The organism is Citrobacter portucalensis (genome assembly GCF_002042885.1).
Taxonomy (GTDB): domain Bacteria; phylum Pseudomonadota; class Gammaproteobacteria; order Enterobacterales; family Enterobacteriaceae; genus Citrobacter; species Citrobacter portucalensis.
Genome location: NZ_MVFY01000001.1, coordinates 430,464 through 446,606, shown reverse-complemented (window position 1 = coordinate 446,606; position 16,143 = coordinate 430,464). Strand labels below are relative to the sequence as shown.

15 protein-coding genes and 1 pseudogene are annotated in these 16,143 nt (G+C 51.7%); 10 read left to right on the top strand and 6 right to left on the bottom strand.

The window, feature by feature from the left end; genetic code table 11:
* The first annotated feature begins 1 nt into the window (after position 1).
* Both BZK40_RS02175 and rlhA read left to right on the top strand, forming a co-directional pair.
* On the top strand, positions 2–538 hold the full coding sequence (locus BZK40_RS02175; protein ID WP_079934072.1) for a helix-turn-helix domain-containing protein: 537 nt from the start codon (positions 2–4) through the stop codon (positions 536–538).
* Positions 539–617: 79 nt separating this feature from the next.
* Positions 618–2,579, top strand: coding sequence for a 23S rRNA 5-hydroxycytidine C2501 synthase (gene rlhA, locus BZK40_RS02170; RefSeq protein WP_079934071.1), 1,962 nt, complete (start codon positions 618–620; stop codon positions 2,577–2,579).
* Positions 2,580–2,582: 3 nt separating this feature from the next.
* Here the strand turns inward: rlhA and BZK40_RS02165 are convergent, their stop codons facing one another.
* From BZK40_RS02165 to BZK40_RS02150, 4 genes are all read right to left on the bottom strand, one after another.
* A complete protein-coding gene (locus BZK40_RS02165; protein ID WP_003020233.1) occupies positions 2,583–2,813 on the bottom strand; it encodes a DUF2554 family protein in 231 nt (76 codons plus the stop codon).
* Positions 2,814–3,004: 191 nt separating this feature from the next.
* Positions 3,005–3,130: a DUF2474 domain-containing protein gene (locus BZK40_RS02160; protein ID WP_003020230.1), complete on the bottom strand. Its 126-nt coding sequence runs from the start codon at positions 3,128–3,130 to the stop codon at positions 3,005–3,007.
* The gene (cydB, locus tag BZK40_RS02155; RefSeq protein ID WP_079934070.1) at positions 3,130–4,140 is read right to left on the bottom strand and encodes a cytochrome d ubiquinol oxidase subunit II; all 1,011 of its coding nucleotides are present in this window, start codon (positions 4,138–4,140) and stop codon (positions 3,130–3,132) included. Before cydB ends, BZK40_RS02160 begins: the two co-directional genes overlap by 1 nt.
* Positions 4,140–5,543, bottom strand: a complete 1,404-nt coding sequence (locus tag BZK40_RS02150; RefSeq protein ID WP_079934069.1) for a cytochrome ubiquinol oxidase subunit I — start codon at positions 5,541–5,543, stop codon at positions 4,140–4,142. Before BZK40_RS02150 ends, cydB begins: the two co-directional genes overlap by 1 nt.
* Before the next feature lie 558 nt (positions 5,544–6,101).
* Here BZK40_RS02150 and BZK40_RS02145 point away from each other — a divergent pair.
* Positions 6,102–6,752 carry an Ssp6 family T6SS pore-forming effector gene (locus BZK40_RS02145; protein ID WP_079934068.1) on the top strand — a complete coding sequence of 217 codons (651 nt, stop codon included), beginning with the start codon at positions 6,102–6,104 and terminating at the stop codon, positions 6,750–6,752.
* A gap of 4 nt (positions 6,753–6,756) precedes the next feature.
* Here BZK40_RS02145 and BZK40_RS24335 read toward each other — a convergent pair whose 3' ends face one another.
* Positions 6,757–6,972 carry a hypothetical protein gene (locus tag BZK40_RS24335; RefSeq protein WP_139762106.1) on the bottom strand — a complete coding sequence of 72 codons (216 nt, stop codon included), beginning with the start codon at positions 6,970–6,972 and terminating at the stop codon, positions 6,757–6,759.
* Between the two features lie 347 nt (positions 6,973–7,319).
* Between BZK40_RS24335 and BZK40_RS02140 the strand changes: the two are divergent.
* The 7 genes and pseudogenes from BZK40_RS02140 to patD all read left to right on the top strand — a co-directional run.
* Positions 7,320–7,589: pseudogene (locus tag BZK40_RS02140) on the top strand (type II toxin-antitoxin system HicB family antitoxin); the annotation flags it as partial.
* Between the two features lie 92 nt (positions 7,590–7,681).
* Positions 7,682–9,091: an aminotransferase-like domain-containing protein gene (locus BZK40_RS02135; protein WP_008784843.1), complete on the top strand. Its 1,410-nt coding sequence runs from the start codon at positions 7,682–7,684 to the stop codon at positions 9,089–9,091.
* A 327-nt stretch (positions 9,092–9,418) separates the two neighbouring features.
* Entirely contained in the window at positions 9,419–10,564 is a 1,146-nt protein-coding gene (gene ydcS / locus BZK40_RS02130) for a putative ABC transporter substrate-binding protein YdcS (protein WP_008784842.1), read from the top strand.
* A 16-nt stretch (positions 10,565–10,580) separates the two neighbouring features.
* Entirely contained in the window at positions 10,581–11,597 is a 1,017-nt protein-coding gene (locus tag BZK40_RS02125; RefSeq protein WP_079934067.1) for an ABC transporter ATP-binding protein, read from the top strand.
* Positions 11,598–12,542 (top strand): ABC transporter permease, encoded by a 945-nt coding sequence (locus BZK40_RS02120; RefSeq protein WP_003833133.1) that lies wholly within the window; start codon positions 11,598–11,600, stop codon positions 12,540–12,542.
* Positions 12,532–13,338, top strand: coding sequence for an ABC transporter permease (locus BZK40_RS02115; protein ID WP_003020204.1), 807 nt, complete (start codon positions 12,532–12,534; stop codon positions 13,336–13,338). Before BZK40_RS02120 ends, BZK40_RS02115 begins: the two co-directional genes overlap by 11 nt.
* Positions 13,339–13,359: 21 nt before the next feature.
* Entirely contained in the window at positions 13,360–14,787 is a 1,428-nt protein-coding gene (patD, locus tag BZK40_RS02110) for an aminobutyraldehyde dehydrogenase (RefSeq protein ID WP_079934066.1), read from the top strand.
* A gap of 193 nt (positions 14,788–14,980) precedes the next feature.
* Here patD and BZK40_RS02105 read toward each other — a convergent pair whose 3' ends face one another.
* Positions 14,981–16,108, bottom strand: a complete 1,128-nt coding sequence (locus BZK40_RS02105; protein WP_079934065.1) for a multidrug effflux MFS transporter — start codon at positions 16,106–16,108, stop codon at positions 14,981–14,983.
* Positions 16,109–16,143 lie beyond the last annotated feature (35 nt).

The following is a 16,143-nucleotide window of genomic DNA, read 5'->3' as shown; positions in this document are numbered from 1 at the left end:
AATGGACAACATAACCCACTATCTGGCCACAACGCTCAAGACGCTACGTCACCAGCGTGAATGGAGCCTTTCGCGTCTGGCGGAGGAAACTGGCGTCTCAAAAGCGATGCTGGGGCAGATTGAGCGCAACGAATCCAGTCCAACGGTGGCGACATTGTGGAAAATTGCCACCGGACTGAACGTCCCATTTTCAACCTTTATTTCACCACCAGAGTCAGACGGCACGCTAACATTCGATCCCCAGCAGCAGGCGATGGTCGTCACACCGTTGTTCCCGTGGGATCCGCAACTGTGCTTCGATCATTTTTCGATACTGCTGGCACCCGGCGCGCTCAGTGAATCTACTCCGCATGAAACCGGCGTAATTGAGCACGTGGTGGTGATTAGTGGCCTGCTGGATATGTGTATTGAGGGGCAGTGGCGCACCTTTAAATCCGGTGAGGGTGTCCGTTTCGCCGGAGATACGGCACATAGCTACCGTAACAGTAGCGAGCAAACGGTTCATTTTCATTCGCTGATCCATTACCCACGCGGTTAATCGGGAAAACTATTCCGAAACGCCGCGCTTGTGACTACAATAACCGCCATTTTTACCGCTTGTGGATGGTAACAACTGTATGCGCCAGCAGCCTCATCACCTTGAATTGTTAAGCCCGGCTCGGGATACCGCCATTGCGCGCGAAGCCATTTTGCACGGCGCAGACGCCGTTTACATTGGTGGACCAGGTTTTGGCGCGCGTCATAACGCCAGTAATAGCCTGAAAGATATTGCCGAATTAGTGCCTTTTGCCCATCGTTACGGGGCAAAAATCTTTGTGACGCTAAACACGATCTTGCATGATGATGAGCTGGAGCCCGCACAACGGTTAATTACCGATCTGTATCAGACCGGCGTTGATGCCCTGATCGTGCAGGATATGGGGATTCTTGAACTGGATATTCCCCCGATTGAACTGCACGCCAGCACCCAGTGCGATATTCGCAGCGTTGAGAAGGCGAAATTTCTATCTGATGTGGGATTCACCCAGATTGTGCTGGCGCGCGAACTGAGCCTTGAGCAGATTAACGCTATCCATCAGGCTACCGATGCGACTATTGAGTTTTTCATTCACGGTGCGCTGTGCGTTGCCTATTCAGGGCAGTGTTATATTTCACATGCACAAACCGGACGCAGCGCTAACCGCGGCGACTGTTCCCAGGCTTGCCGTCTGCCGTATACCCTGAAAGACGATCAGGGGCGCGTGGTATCCTATGAAAAACATCTGCTGTCGATGAAAGATAACGATCAGACCGCCAACCTGGGTGCGTTGATTGACGCAGGTGTGCGTTCCTTCAAAATTGAAGGGCGCTATAAGGACATGAGTTATGTGAAGAATATTACCGCGCATTATCGCCAGATGCTCGACGCCATTATTGAAGAGCGCGGCGATCTGGCCCGTTCATCAGCAGGACGTACCGAACATTTCTTTACCCCATCCACAGAGAAAACCTTCCATCGCGGCAGCACCGATTATTTTGTGAATGCCCGTAAAGGGGATATCGGTGCATTCGACTCACCAAAGTTTATCGGTTTGCCGGTCGGCGAAGTCCTGAAGGTGGCAAAAGATCATCTCGATGTTGAAGTGACCGAACCGCTGGCAAACGGGGATGGCCTGAACGTGTTAATCAAACGTGAGGTTGTTGGATTCCGCGCCAACACCGTGGAAAAAACGGGGAACAATCGTTATCGGGTATGGCCGAATGAAATGCCCGCCGACCTGTACAAAGTGCGTCCGCATCATCCGCTGAATCGCAACCTCGATCATAACTGGCAGCAAGCGTTAACAAAAACTTCCAGCGAACGCCGTGTTGCGATCGATATTGAGCTCGGCGGCTGGCAGGAGCAGTTGATTCTGACGCTCACCAGTGAAGAGGGCGTGAGTATCACCCATACGTTGGACGGCCAGTTTGAGGAAGCGAACAATGCGGAAAAAGCGTTGAGTAACCTACAGGACGGACTGGCAAAACTTGGTCAGACGATGTACTACGCCCGCAATATTCAGGTGAATCTGCCGGGCGCGCTGTTCGTGCCAAACGGTCAACTAAATCAGTTCCGGCGTGAAGCCGTTGATATGCTGGATGCAGCGCGCCTGCAAAGCTATCAGCGCGGTAGCCGCAAACCGGTATCTCAGCCAGCGCCGGTTTACCCACAAACGCACTTGAGTTTTCTGGCTAACGTCTACAATCAAAAAGCGCGTGAGTTTTATCACCGTTATGGCGTTCAGTTGATTGATGCAGCCTATGAAGCACATGAAGAAAAGGGCGAAGTGCCGGTGATGATCACCAAACATTGCCTGCGTTTCGCCTTTAACCTGTGTCCGAAACAGGCGAAAGGTAACATCAAAAGCTGGAAAGCAACACCGATGCAACTGGTTAACGGCGATGAAGTCCTGACGCTGAAATTTGATTGCCGACCGTGCGAAATGCACGTAATCGGCAAGATGAAGCATCACATTCTGAAGATGCCGTTGCCGGGCAGCGTCGTGGCTTCGGTCAGTCCAGAAGAACTGATGAAGACACTGCCAAAGCGCAAAGGTTAATCGTTAGCTCAGATGTGTATCTGGTTTGCGTGATTTTTGCCAGTGATGGTGCTCACGAAGATCGGCGGCGGATTCTTCCGCCGTCACTCGAAGTTCATCGCTGTCGGCCGTGTGTCGTAGTAAATGATCGGCATCCTGCACCTGAAGATATTCATGTCCCTGATTAGTAGCGAAAAGTTGACCGGAAAAAAGCGCGCTGGCCAGCAATAACACCGTTAACCCTTTCTTAAACATCATGCACCCTCTGGTACGTTAGCTGCGGAATTGGCGATAATTTCGCCCGGTGACTATTCAATATTTTAATCGGGTTAATGACAATCTCTGTTTTGCCATTTCGATGTTTTTTACATTTTTGTTTAGTCGATGTTGGGATTTGTAACACCCGGGCAGTGCAGCGCGCTGACCGGGTGTGATCAGGGCGAGATTCAGGACTTAAATCCGGCGGCCGTCATCAGGAGACGAAAGAACATACCAACGGCGGCCAGGGCCAGCACGCTGCCGCCCCAGAGGATCACCAGCCACATCAGGCGTTTCCAGATTGTTTGTTGCATCAATGATACCCCTCACCATGTTGAACTTTCCCGCGGAAAACGTAGTAGCTCCAGAAGGTGTACCCCAGGATTATCGGGATAATCAGCAGTGCGCCAACCAACATAAAGCCCTGACTTTGTGCCGGAGCCGCCGCCTGCCAGAGCGTAATAGACGGTGGAATGATATGTGGCCAGATACTGATCCCCAGCCCGCTAAACCCGAGAAAAATCAGCCCCAGCGTTAATACAAAAGGCAGTGTATGGCAGTTATGTTGCCCCAGCGAACGCCACAGCCAGAGACTGATAAGCGCAACCAGCAGCGGAACCGGCATCAGGAACCAAAGGTTGGGCAGGCTAAACCAACGCTCGGCAATCGCGCTATGTGCCAGTGGTGTCCACAGGCTGATAATGGCAATCACAACCAACATTGCCAGCAGCAGTTTTTTGGCCACACTGCGCATTTTATCCTGCAACGGATTTTCGCTTTTCATCACCAGCCATGTCGCCCCCAGCAGGGCGTAAGCCACGACCAGACCAACGCCGCAGAACAACGTGAACGGGGTCAACCAGTCGAAAGGACCGCCGCTGTAGCTGCGTCCGGTAACGGAAAACCCGTTGAGTACGGCACCCACCACGACACCTTGCGTGAATGTCGCGAGGATTGAACCGCCGATAAAGGCTTTATCCCAGAATGGTCGGTGAGCCGGTGTGGCTTTGAAGCGAAACTCGAACGCGACGCCGCGAAAAATTAGGCCGATTAGCATCAGGGTCAACGGGATGGTCAGCGCATCGACGATCACCGCATAGGCCAGGGGGAAAGCGCCGAATAATCCGGCTCCGCCCAATACCAGCCAGGTTTCATTGCCGTCCCATACCGGGGCTACGCTGTTGACCATAACATCGCGGTCGTCAGCGTCCTGAATCGCTGGGAATAAAATGCCAATCCCGAGATCAAAACCGTCCATCACGATATACATCAGCGTGGCGAAGACGATAATTACAAACCAGATAACTGATAAATCGATACCCATTAGCGATGTGCCTCCGGTTGAGAATCGAGGACGGCGGCTGAAAGCGGCCGGGCAGGCGTGCCTGTTGGCGGAATAGTCGGGTCATCTTCCTGTGGCCCTTTACGGATCAGGCGGATCATGTAGCTGTAACCCACGCCAAACACTGAGCTGTACACCACAAAGAAGGACAGCAGGCTGATGCTCATATGTAAATCGCCATGTGCAGAAACCGCATCCGCCGTACGTTGCAGACCGTAAACCACCCACGGCTGACGGCCAACTTCAGTGGTCACCCAACCGGCAAGGATGGCAATCAGACCGGAAGGACCCATCCATAAGGCAAAGCGCAGAAAAGGGCGCGAGGTGTATAAACGCTGCTTAAAGCGCAGCCACAGGGCAAACGCGCCCAACAGGATCATCAGCATGCCTAGCCCGGCCATTATGCGAAACGACCAGAACACCATGGTGGAGTTGGGCCTGTCTTCTTTAGGAAACTCTTTTAGGGCCGGGACCTGTTTGTCCAGACTATGGGTCAGGATCAGACTGCCCAGCGCCGGGATTTCCAGCCCATAGCGGGTGCGTTCCTGCTCCATATCCGGCCAGCCGAACAGCAGCAGCGGAGTCGGTTCACCGGGGCGATTTTCCCAGTGTCCTTCAATCGCAGCAATTTTTGCCGGCTGATGCTTCAGCGTATTCAAACCGTGCATATCGCCAATCAAGGCCTGCAGTGGAGCGACGATTAATGTCATCCACAGCGCCATCGAAAACATCGCTCGAATTGCTGGTGTGTTATTCCCGCGCAGCAAATGCCATGCCCCCGAGGCAGCAACAAACAACGCGCTGCTCAGGAAGGCGGCAACCGACATATGCAGCAGACGATAGGGGAATGAAGGATTGAAAATAACGGCGAACCAGTCGACGGGAACGACCTGGCCGTTAACTATTTCATAGCCTTGCGGTGTCTGCATCCAGCTGTTGGAGGCGAGGATCCAGAAGGTTGAAATAATGGTACCCAGTGCGACCATGCAGGTGGCAAAGAAGTGAAGTCCTGGACCAACCCGATTCCAGCCAAACAACATCACCCCAAGGAAACCAGCTTCGAGGAAGAAGGCGGTTAATACTTCATAGGTCAGTAACGGCCCAGTGATACTCCCGGCGAACTCGGAAAAACCACTCCAGTTGGTGCCGAACTGATAAGCCATCACCAGCCCGGAAACTACACCCATACCAAAATTTACGGCGAATATTTTCGACCAGAAATGGTAAAGCGATCGCCAGGTGGGATTTTTCGTTTTTAGCCATAGCCCTTCCAGCACAGCCAGATAACTGGCGAGCCCGATAGTAATAGCCGGAAAGATGATGTGAAAGGATACCGTAAACGCGAACTGGATCCTTGCCAGGTGAAACGCGTCAAGACCGAACATGCTTAACTCCGCAGGCAAAATTGATTTAGCGCAATTCTAAGTCTGAGGAGCAATGGAAGGCAGAAACAGAACAGTTCTTTTTAACCATAACAGTTACCCGACTGTTATGGGCCTTCCCCAAAACTCCTCCCCAATAATGGCTAAAATTAAATCGCCAGAATCACCCAACTATCATTCCTTTCATTGTGATATTTCTCGGTCATTTTGGCCGATTTATGACCCAGCAGTCCTGCGTGCCGCGTTGTCCTTGCATTACCGCCAGCTAGCTGGCATAGCGACGACGGCATTCATACGGTTGAGTTCTCGTGACGGTGTAGTGAGGGAAAGAGGGCGAATGGCATCACTGAGCTTCGGGTGACATCCGGTTATCGTGTCAATCAGACTGAAATGAACATGGTGATCCGCGACCAACAGCGGAACCGCCGGTACCTGCCTGGAATTTTTATCTCTGGTGAGCATTATTCTTAAAATGGACAGTCACGAGCTGTCTAATTATGGAATGTACATAAGATGATCTCTATGATTGTGTTTAAAATAATACCACATGGACCTTAAGGGATGGGATACGCAAAAGATTTGGCAAAGGAAATGCTCTCAGCTCTGAATTTAGAAAATGAAGGGATGCTGGTTGCATACATTAAAGGCTTGATTCACTTTCCTGTAGACTTGTATTCTCTCGCATCCGATTTTATCCATACCGATGACAGGCGGCAAAATATGGATGATAATATGAGGATTGCGGGACTAGTGAAGCGGGCAACATCAACGAAAAATATTAACATTGTGGAAAAAGCGGTCAATGTATTCATTGATGGTTTCATGCAGCACGTTAATTTATCTGATATCGTAACAAATGTAGCAAAAGACACTGTAGCTTCTACATTGGGTAGTTATACTTTCGGTGAACTTTCTGGTTTAAAAATTGGAGCCTTAATCTCTTCACGGATCACCGTGTCTATTGCTTTTAGTATGTCGGTCAGCACATTGTTAATGATTGGTGGTGGAGTATCAAGTGCTATACATGCTTCGAGATACCTAAAAATATCAAACTATGAAGTTTACCGGAAGCTTAAGGACTTGGGAGATTTAGATCTTCTCTATTTTGCTATTCAGGAGCGGGTTGAGCCATTTGAGAAAGCAACCAGATTATCAAAAGAAAATCCGGCTTTGTTCAAACAGGCGGTAGAGTATTTTTTCAAGGGGGTGTAGCTCATCAATTTTTTGACAGGCGATAAAGCAACCAGCAAGTAAGAATCATTGCCACAGTAAATGTCCAACGTCCAAATATAAACATGTAAGCATATTTATCCCCGATAGAATCAGGATAAGCACTAAACATTAGTATTACATTTGATAATGTTGATGTTATTGCTAAGAATGCTGCTAAAGCGATCCCAACCCAGATTAAGAAAGATAATACTTGTTTCATTTACTAATCTCTTATCGGTTGCCAGACATTTTCATCTGGCAGTGTACTGAATCGAAACTAATGAGTAAATAATTAGATGTAACAAATTCATTTAGCCTAATTAATTGAATTTTCATGCTGGTAACTCTCTGGTTATCTGTGGATATTTTTCCGCAAACTCCATCGGCAACCTCTCACTTTCGGTGTGTCGTTAAATACTCCCTGTGGGATTTGAAGAAATTGCAGTTGCTTTGTTCCGGTTACTGCGAAAACCACAAAAGCGAAAGCAGGTTACGTTATAGAAAGCAAAAACTCCGGTAGGAATCCCTATGGTGTCAAATGACGCAGGCTGCGCAAGCCGCATTGGTCACTTCGACGATAACGAACCGATTCCTTTACCTTCTGCAGTAGGTACTGAAACTGACTATGTGGAAATACCACTGAGCGTTGCGTCTAAGGTTCTGTTGTTAAATGTCTTTCTTGAATCCAATATCACCCAGCAGGAGTTGGCAAACAGGATCGGCAGGTCTAAGCAGGAAATTACTCGCTTATTCGATTTAAATCTCGCGACAAAAATTGATGCAGTGCAGATAGCTGTGCGCGCCGTAGGCAAAGAACTGTCATTAACGATGTTGTAAAACTGTTAACTATAACAGTTAAATAAAATACCCTGATTATGTAAACTGATATACACAGTGGTTGTCACCGACACCGGTAATCAGGACGAAAAATGAAAAAGTACCAGCGACTGGCAGAGCAAATTCGCGATCAAATTGCGTCTGGCGTATGGCAGCCAGGCGATCGCTTGCCATCCTTGCGTGAGCAGGTGGTCAGCAGCGGAATGAGTTTTATGACCGTCGGACACGCATACCAGTTGCTGGAAAGCCAGGGGCGAATTATTGCCCGACCGCAGTCTGGTTATTATGTCGCCGCGCGCCCCGAACGTGAATTTGCTGCGCCGCAGGTGCAGGTCATGCGCGATGAAGCGGTGGATATCAATACCTACATTTTTGATATGTTGCAGGCCAGCCGGGATGCGTCAGTGATGCCCTTTGCCTCCGCATTCCCCGACCCGCGTCTGTTTCCACTTCAGCAGTTGAACCGCTCGTTGGCGCAGGTGAGTAAAACTGCCACCGCCATGAGCGTGATTGAAAACCTGCCGCCGGGGAATGCTGAGCTGCGTCATGCCATTGCCCGTCGCTATGCTCAACAGGGGATGACCATTTCACCGGACGAAATCGTCATCACCACCGGCGCGATGGAAGCCCTCAACCTGAGCCTGCAAGCAGTCACCGAACCGGGTGATTGGGTAATTGTCGAAAACCCCTGTTTTTACGGGGCGTTGCAGGCCCTGGAGCGATTACGTCTGAAGGCGCTTTCGATTGCCACCGACGTAAAAGAGGGAATCGATCTCACCGCGCTGGAGCAGGCGTTGCAGGAGTACCCGGTAAAAGCTTGCTGGCTAATGACAAACAGCCAAAATCCACTGGGTTTTACGCTCAGCGCAGAGAAAAAGGCGCGTCTGGTTGCCTTGCTGGAAAAATACCACGTAATACTGATTGAAGATGATGTTTACAGCGAGCTGTACTTTGGCCGCGAAAAACCGTTGCCCGCCAAAGCCTGGGATCGCGCCGACAGCGTTCTGCATTGTTCGTCCTTCTCGAAGTGTCTGGTACCAGGATTTCGTATTGGCTGGGTGGCAGCAGGGAAACATGCCCGGCGTATTCAGCGACTCCAGCTAATGAGCACCTTATCTACCAGTTCGCCCATGCAGCTTGCCCTTGTTGATTATCTTTCAACCCGGCGCTATGACGCGCATTTACGGCGCTTGCGTCGGCAACTGGCGGAACGTAAACAACAGGCCTGGCAAACGCTGCTGCGTCATCTTCCGGCGGAAGTCAAAATTCACCACAACGACAGTGGTTATTTTCTGTGGCTGGAGCTGCCGGAACCGCTTGATGCCGGTGTGCTCAGTACCCATGCGCTGGCACACCACATCAGTATTGCGCCGGGGAAAATGTTCTCGACCTCGGGAAGCTGGACACGTTTTTTTCGTTTTAATACTGCATGGCACTGGGGAGATCGCGAAGAGCAGGCCGTAAAACAGCTTGGTAAATTAATTCGTGAAATGATGAAATAAACCATAACGCGCTATTCAATATAAATGAATAGCGTGTTCTTATTTTCGAAATAGTGAATGCTGAACCACGGTATTATTTATATCGGGTGCGTCCATACAAAATATCAATAGTTATTACTATTGCCACCTCTGCGTCTAACTCCTTGTCTATACTCCAGAAGATTACCCCCAGGTCAGAGTCTGTAGCGTAATGAGCGTTAGCTCACAACCTGATTAAATTTCCTTGCGCCAGCAGGAACGCTTACAACACCCCGACTATTTTTAGAAAAGGACATATATTTACGGCAAGGCTGCCGCTCAATATTTTTTAGACAGGAGTAAGACGTTATGAGCAAGCAGTTTGCCCTCAGTAGCCTGTGCGCACTCAGTATGACGCTGATGACTGCGCAGGCAGCCGAACCCCCCACATCATTAGATAAACCGGAAGGCCGCCTGGATATTATTGCCTGGCCGGGTTATATCGAACGTGGGCAAACCGATAAGCAATATGACTGGGTCTCACAGTTTGAGAAAGATACCGGCTGCGCGGTTAATGTAAAAACGGCAGCCACATCTGATGAAATGGTCAGCCTGATGGCAAAAGGCGGCTACGACCTGGTTACCGCTTCTGGTGATGCCTCACTGCGCCTGATTATGGGAAAACGCGTTCAGCCAATTAATACCGCGCTGATCCCTAACTGGAAAACCATCGATCCACGCGTGGTAAAAGGCGAATGGTTTAACGTTGGCGGAAAAGTTTACGGCACACCGTACCAGTGGGGACCAAACCTGCTGATGTATAACACCAAAATTTTCCCAACGCCGCCGGATAGCTGGAGCGTGGTGTTTGTTGAGCAAAAACTTGAGGATGGGAAAAGCAATAAAGGGCGCGTTCAGGCCTACGATGGCCCGATCTATATTGCCGATGCCGCGTTATTCGTTAAAGCCACTCAGCCGCAGTTGGGTATTACCGATCCCTATCAGCTCACTGAAAAACAGTATCAGGCGGTGATCAAAGTCCTGAGCGATCAGCACGCGCTGATCCATCGCTATTGGCACGATACCACCGTGCAAATGAGCGATTTCAAAAACGAAGGCGTGGTGGCGTCAAGCGCCTGGCCTTATCAGGCTAACGCCTTGAAAGGCGAAGGTCAGCCAATTGCCACGGTTTTCCCAAAAGAAGGGGTTACCGGATGGGCTGATACCACCATGCTGCACAGTGAAGCGAAACACCCGGTTTGTGCTTACAAATGGATGAACTGGTCATTAACCCCGAAAGTACAGGGCGACGTAGCGGCCTGGTTTGGTTCTCTGCCAGTGGTGCCTGAAGGTTGTAAAGCCAGCCCTCTGTTGGGTGAAAAGGGTTGTGAAACCAACGGCTATAGCTACTTTGACAAAATTGCCTTCTGGAAAACGCCGATTGCCGAAGGTGGAAAATTCGTTCCTTACAGTCGCTGGACGCAGGATTACATCGCCATTATGGGCGGTCGTTAATTCCACTGGGGGTTTTATGACGTACGCAGTGGAGTTTCATAACGTCTCGCGTTTGTATGGGGATGTTCGTGCAGTTGATGGGGTAAGTATTGCGATTAACGACGGTGAGTTTTTCTCTATGCTGGGGCCATCCGGCTCCGGCAAGACCACTTGTCTGCGCCTGATTGCCGGGTTTGAGCAGCTGTCAGGCGGCGCAATTACCATTTTTGGTAAGCAGGCCAGCGAATTGCCGCCCTGGGAACGGGACGTCAATACGGTATTTCAGGATTACGCGTTGTTCCCGCACATGTCGATTCTCGACAACGTCGCCTACGGGCTGATGGTCAAAGGCATCGATAAAAAACAGCGCCACGCGAAAGCACGTGAAGCGCTGGATAAGGTCGCACTCGGTTTTGTGCATGAGCGTAAACCGTCGCAGCTTTCCGGTGGGCAACGTCAGCGCGTGGCGATTGCCCGGGCGCTGGTCAATGAGCCGCGCGTCCTGCTGTTGGATGAGCCGCTCGGGGCATTGGATCTTAAATTGCGTGAACAGATGCAGCTGGAACTGAAAAAATTACAGCAATCTCTTGGCATCACGTTCATTTTTGTTACCCACGATCAGGGGGAAGCCCTGTCGATGTCCGATCGTGTGGCGGTGTTTAATAACGGTCGCATTGAACAGGTAGATTCTCCGCGTGAACTGTATATGCGTCCACGTACGCCGTTTGTGGCAAGTTTCGTCGGGACGTCCAATGTCTTCGATGCGACGATGTCGGCGAACGTTTGTGGGCTACAGGGGATGTTCTCCCTGCGTCCGGAACATATTCGTTTGAATGATGCCGGGGGAGAAGTCCAGGCCCGGGGGGTTATTCAGGCGGTGCAGTATCAGGGGGCGGCGACGCGGTTTGAGCTAAAACTCGCCGGAGGGGAAAAATTGCTGGTTAGCCAGGCGAACCTGACGGGAGAAATGCTACCGTCAACGTTGTCGCCAGGTCAGCAGGTGATGGCATCCTGGTCACGCGACGTGATGGTACCGCTGGTTGAGGAGAGGTGAATGGCTATGAACGTCTTACATTCGCCTCCACAGTCGACCAACCTGAACCGGATCTCAGGTTACTTCTGGCGTAATCCGGGGCTGGGGTTGTTTTTGCTGCTCCTCGGACCGCTGATGTGGTTTGGCATCGTCTACTTTGGCTCATTACTGACGCTGTTGTGGCAAGGTTTTTATACCTTCGACGATTTCACCATGTCGGTCACACCAGACCTGACGCTGGCGAATTTGCAGGCGCTGTTTAATCCCGCTAACTACGACATCATTTTGCGCACTCTGACGATGGCGGTAGCAGTCACCATCGCCAGCGCGATTCTGGCGTTTCCGATGGCGTGGTATATGGCTCGCTATACCAGCGGCAAAATGAAGGCTTTTTTTTACATTGCCGTAATGTTGCCAATGTGGGCCAGCTACATCGTTAAAGCCTATGCGTGGACGCTGCTGTTGGCTAAAGACGGCGTGGCGCAGTGGTTTTTAACCCACCTTGGGCTGGAGCCGTTGCTGCTTTCGTTCCTGACATTACCTGCGGTAGGCGGCAATACGCTGTCGACTTCAGGGTTAGGGCGTTTCCTGGTGTTCGTCTATATCTGGCTGCCGTTTATGATCCTGCCAGTACAGGCCGCGCTGGAGAGACTTCCGCCGTCGCTGTTACAGGCTTCTGCTGATTTGGGCGCGCGTCCGCGTCAAACCTTCCGCTATGTGGTGCTTCCATTGGCGATACCGGGCATTGCAGCGGGTTCAATCTTTACCTTCTCTCTGACGTTGGGTGACTTTATTGTGCCGCAACTGGTGGGACCGCCGGGCTATTTCATCGGCAACATGGTGTATTCGCAACAAGGGGCGATCGGCAATATGCCGATGGCGGCGGCATTTACTCTGGTGCCGATTGTGTTAATCGCACTGTATCTGGCGTTCGTGAAGCGTCTGGGAGCTTTCGATGCACTCTGAACGCGCACCCTGGCTACTCAAACTGGCGGCATGGGGCGGGGTTATTTTCCTGCACTTTCCCATCCTCATCATCGCCACCTATGCTTTTAATACTGAGGAGGCTGCTTTTAGTTTTCCACCCCAGGGATTAACGCTGAAGTGGTTTAGCGTTGCTGCGCAGCGTAGCGATATTCTGGAGTCTGTGACGTTGTCACTTAAGATCGCTGCGTTGTCGACAGCTATTGCCCTTGTTCTGGGGACGCTGGCCGCGGCCGCGCTGTGGCGTAGGGACTTTTTTGGCAAAAGTGCAATATCGCTGTTGCTACTGTTGCCGATCGCGCTGCCGGGCATTATTACCGGCCTTGCGCTGTTGACGGCGTTTAAAACCATCAACCTGGAACCGGGTTTTCTCACGATCGTGGTGGGCCATGCGACATTTTGCGTGGTGGTGGTGTTTAACAACGTTGTGGCGCGTTTTCGCCGTACCTCATGGAGTCTGGTCGAAGCGTCTATGGATCTTGGCGCCAATGGCTGGCAAACCTTTCGTTATGTCGTGCTGCCAAACCTGGCATCGGCACTTCTGGCGGGGGGGATGCTGGCGTTTGCCTTGTCGTTTGATGAAATCATCGTGACAACGTTCACCGCCGGACATGAAAGAACACTTCCTCTGTGGCTGCTCAATCAATTGGGCCGTCCACGGGATGTGCCGGTCACCAACGTTGTGGCATTGCTGGTAATGCTGGTGACAACACTGCCAATTTTAGGGGCCTGGTGGCTAACGCGTGAAGGCGACACTCTCGCCGGAAACGGTAAATAAACGACGATATGGGAAATTGCTATGCAACATCAATTACTGATTAATGGCGAGCTGGTCAACGGTGAAGGTGAAAAGCAGCCAGTCTATAACCCTGCCACTGGTGAACTCATTCTGGAGATTGCTGAGGCGTCAGCCATGCAGGTTGATGCCGCTGTACGTGCGGCAGACGCCGCGTTTGCCACCTGGGGGCAAACCACGCCGAAAGTCCGCTCTGAACTGCTGCTGAAACTAGCGGATGCTATTGCTGATAACGCGCAAACCTTCGCTGAGCTGGAATCACTTAACTGCGGTAAACCGCTGCACTGTGTTCTCAACGATGAAATTCCCGCTATTGCCGATGTTTTCCGCTTCTTTGCCGGTGCGGCGCGTACCCTGCAAGGACAGGCGGCCGGTGAATATCTGGAAGGGCATACCTCGATGATTCGCCGTGATCCGCTGGGTGTGGTGGCTTCTATTGCGCCGTGGAACTATCCGCTGATGATGGCGGCGTGGAAGCTGGCTCCAGCGTTGGCGGCGGGGAACTGCGTGGTGATTAAACCGTCAGAAATTACTCCGCTGACAGCGCTTAAATTAGCCGAATTCGCCAAAGACATTTATCCAGCTGGCGTGATTAACGTGCTGTTTGGTCGCGGTAAAACGGTGGGCGATCCGCTGACCGGTCATGAAAAAGTGCGTATGGTTTCGCTGACCGGCTCCATTGCAACCGGCGAACACATTATTCAGCACACCGCGCCGTCAATTAAGCGTACGCATATGGAACTGGGCGGAAAAGCTCCGGTGATCATTTTTGATGATGCCGATCTGGATGCAGTGGTGAGTGGCGTGCGGACCTTTGGTTATTACAACGCCGGGCAAGACTGTACCGCCGCTTGCCGAATTTATGCCCAGAAAGGCATTTATGATGCACTGGTCGAGAAACTTGGCGCCGCCGTTGCCAGCCTGAAAATCGGTCCGCCGAATGATGAATCGACCGAGCTGGGACCAGTGAGCTCGCAGGCACATCTCGATCGCGTGACTAAAGCGGTCGATGAGGCTAAAGCGTTGGGCCATATTAAGGTCATCACCGGCGGTAAAAAAGTGGATGGTTCAGGCTACTATTTTGCCCCGACGCTGCTTGCTGGGGCGAAGCAGGACGATGCCATCGTACAGCGGGAAGTTTTCGGTCCGGTGGTCAGCGTGACCGTATTTGATGATGAAGATCAGGTGCTGGCATGGGCCAACGATTCGAAATACGGCCTGGCATCCTCCGTCTGGACCCGGGATGTTGGGCGAGCGCATCGCTTTAGCGCTCGCCTGCAATATGGTTGTACCTGGGTCAATACCCATTTCACGCTGGTTAGCGAGATGCCGCACGGTGGGCAAAAACAGTCTGGCTATGGAAAGGATATGTCGGTTTATGGGCTGGAGGATTACACGGTTATTCGCCATGTTATGATCAAGCATGAGTAATATCTTAAGCGCGATCGGCGAATGGGGCACGGATAGCTAAATATTGGCATACGTGTGTCTATACTATTCGCGCCACTGGCCTCGTCGCCATCGGACGGCGGTAAGTTGGAAATATCCGCGAGGTCAGGCTAATTGATACAACAAAGCCCCAGCATATAGCCGGGGCTTTGTGCTTTCAGGATCGCCATCGGGTTTATCTGCGGCCCAGGCTGCAAAGCCAGGCGAGTAGGGCACAGACGCTCAGAACCAGCCCCAGTTGCTGCACCATGCCTGCTAAACCCAGCATCATCCCAAGTAACAGGTAATAGCTTAATCCGAACAAAGCACCCGCGGCACCGGCCTGTTCACGGTAGTGACGCAGCGCCTGACTCAGCACATTGGGAATGGCGATACCATAGGCAATCACCACGCCGAACACCGGAATCAGGATCCACGCGGAGTGCTGTAAACACCACGCGACGAGACCTAACAACGCTGCCAGCACACAGGCATAACGTACAAGTCGCTCCGGCGTCAGACCTGTCGTTAACAGTCCTCGGTTCAGCAGGCTACCTGACAGAGAAGCAAACGCAAGTAGCAACCCCGTCCAGCCAAAGGCTCTGGAGCTCCATCCTAATTGCCCAAAAAGAAACGGTGCCAGGCTGTAATAGCTAAACAGCATGGTGTTCAGCAGGGCAACCAGCAAGGCGTTTTTCCGCAACTCACTGTCCCGCATCATGCGGGAAAATAGCGCGGCAAGCTTCGGGCTGAGCGTATGTTTGGGCCGGGTTTCTGGCAGCATGGTCGCTGTCAGTATTAGCAGTAGCAACGCCAACAGCACAAGGGCAACAAAGACACCGGTATGGCCGTATAGACTCACTAACCAACCTCCGCTTAGCAGGCCAAAAACCGGACTCAATGCCAGCGCGGCCCCCATCACGGAAAAGACGCGGGATAGCGCAGTTGATTCATAACTGTCCCTTAGCATGGTCTGTACCACGACCGACCCCGCAGCCGCACCGACGGCGGAGATCATCCGTGCCAGCAGCAAAACGCTGAAGTCGGTGGCAACAACGGCCAATGCGCAACCTGTTCCATAGCAGATAAGCCCTGCCAGCATCGCCCAACGTCGTCCGATGCAGTCACTTAGCCAACCCCACATCGCTACGCCGACGGCAAAGGCAACAAAATAAACGGAGAGTGTTTGAGCCGCGCGCTCACTGCTTACGTGAAAAGAGGTAGCGATACCCGGCAATGCCGGGCTGTAAATGGTTTCCACCAGTTGTGGAAACATAATCAGTAGCGTAAGAAGCCACAGCGATGGGCGACGAAGTGTGTTCATAGCAATATCCAGAGAGACAGAAAACAGGCGGGCAT

Bases quoted from the DNA above. Each gene is read 5' to 3' on its own strand.
- cydB (WP_079934070.1), bottom strand. From the start codon at position 4,140: ATGGGTATCGATTTATCAGTTATCTGGTTTGTAATTATCGTCTTCGCC.
- BZK40_RS02115 (WP_003020204.1), top strand. From the start codon at position 12,532: ATGCACTCTGAACGCGCACCCTGGCTACTCAAACTGGCGGCATGGGGC.
- BZK40_RS02120 (WP_003833133.1), top strand. From the start codon at position 11,598: ATGGCTATGAACGTCTTACATTCGCCTCCACAGTCGACCAACCTGAAC.
- BZK40_RS02145 (WP_079934068.1), top strand. From the start codon at position 6,102: ATGGGATACGCAAAAGATTTGGCAAAGGAAATGCTCTCAGCTCTGAAT.
- BZK40_RS02160 (WP_003020230.1), bottom strand. From the start codon at position 3,130: ATGCAACAAACAATCTGGAAACGCCTGATGTGGCTGGTGATCCTCTGG.
- BZK40_RS02105 (WP_079934065.1), bottom strand. From the start codon at position 16,108: ATGAACACACTTCGTCGCCCATCGCTGTGGCTTCTTACGCTACTGATT.
- BZK40_RS02125 (WP_079934067.1), top strand. From the start codon at position 10,581: ATGACGTACGCAGTGGAGTTTCATAACGTCTCGCGTTTGTATGGGGAT.
- ydcS (WP_008784842.1), top strand. From the start codon at position 9,419: ATGAGCAAGCAGTTTGCCCTCAGTAGCCTGTGCGCACTCAGTATGACG.
- BZK40_RS24335 (WP_139762106.1), bottom strand. From the start codon at position 6,972: ATGAAACAAGTATTATCTTTCTTAATCTGGGTTGGGATCGCTTTAGCA.
- rlhA (WP_079934071.1), top strand. From the start codon at position 618: ATGCGCCAGCAGCCTCATCACCTTGAATTGTTAAGCCCGGCTCGGGAT.
- patD (WP_079934066.1), top strand. From the start codon at position 13,360: ATGCAACATCAATTACTGATTAATGGCGAGCTGGTCAACGGTGAAGGT.
- BZK40_RS02135 (WP_008784843.1), top strand. From the start codon at position 7,682: ATGAAAAAGTACCAGCGACTGGCAGAGCAAATTCGCGATCAAATTGCG.
- BZK40_RS02150 (WP_079934069.1), bottom strand. From the start codon at position 5,543: ATGTTCGGTCTTGACGCGTTTCACCTGGCAAGGATCCAGTTCGCGTTT.
- BZK40_RS02165 (WP_003020233.1), bottom strand. From the start codon at position 2,813: ATGTTTAAGAAAGGGTTAACGGTGTTATTGCTGGCCAGCGCGCTTTTT.
- BZK40_RS02175 (WP_079934072.1), top strand. From the start codon at position 2: ATGGACAACATAACCCACTATCTGGCCACAACGCTCAAGACGCTACGT.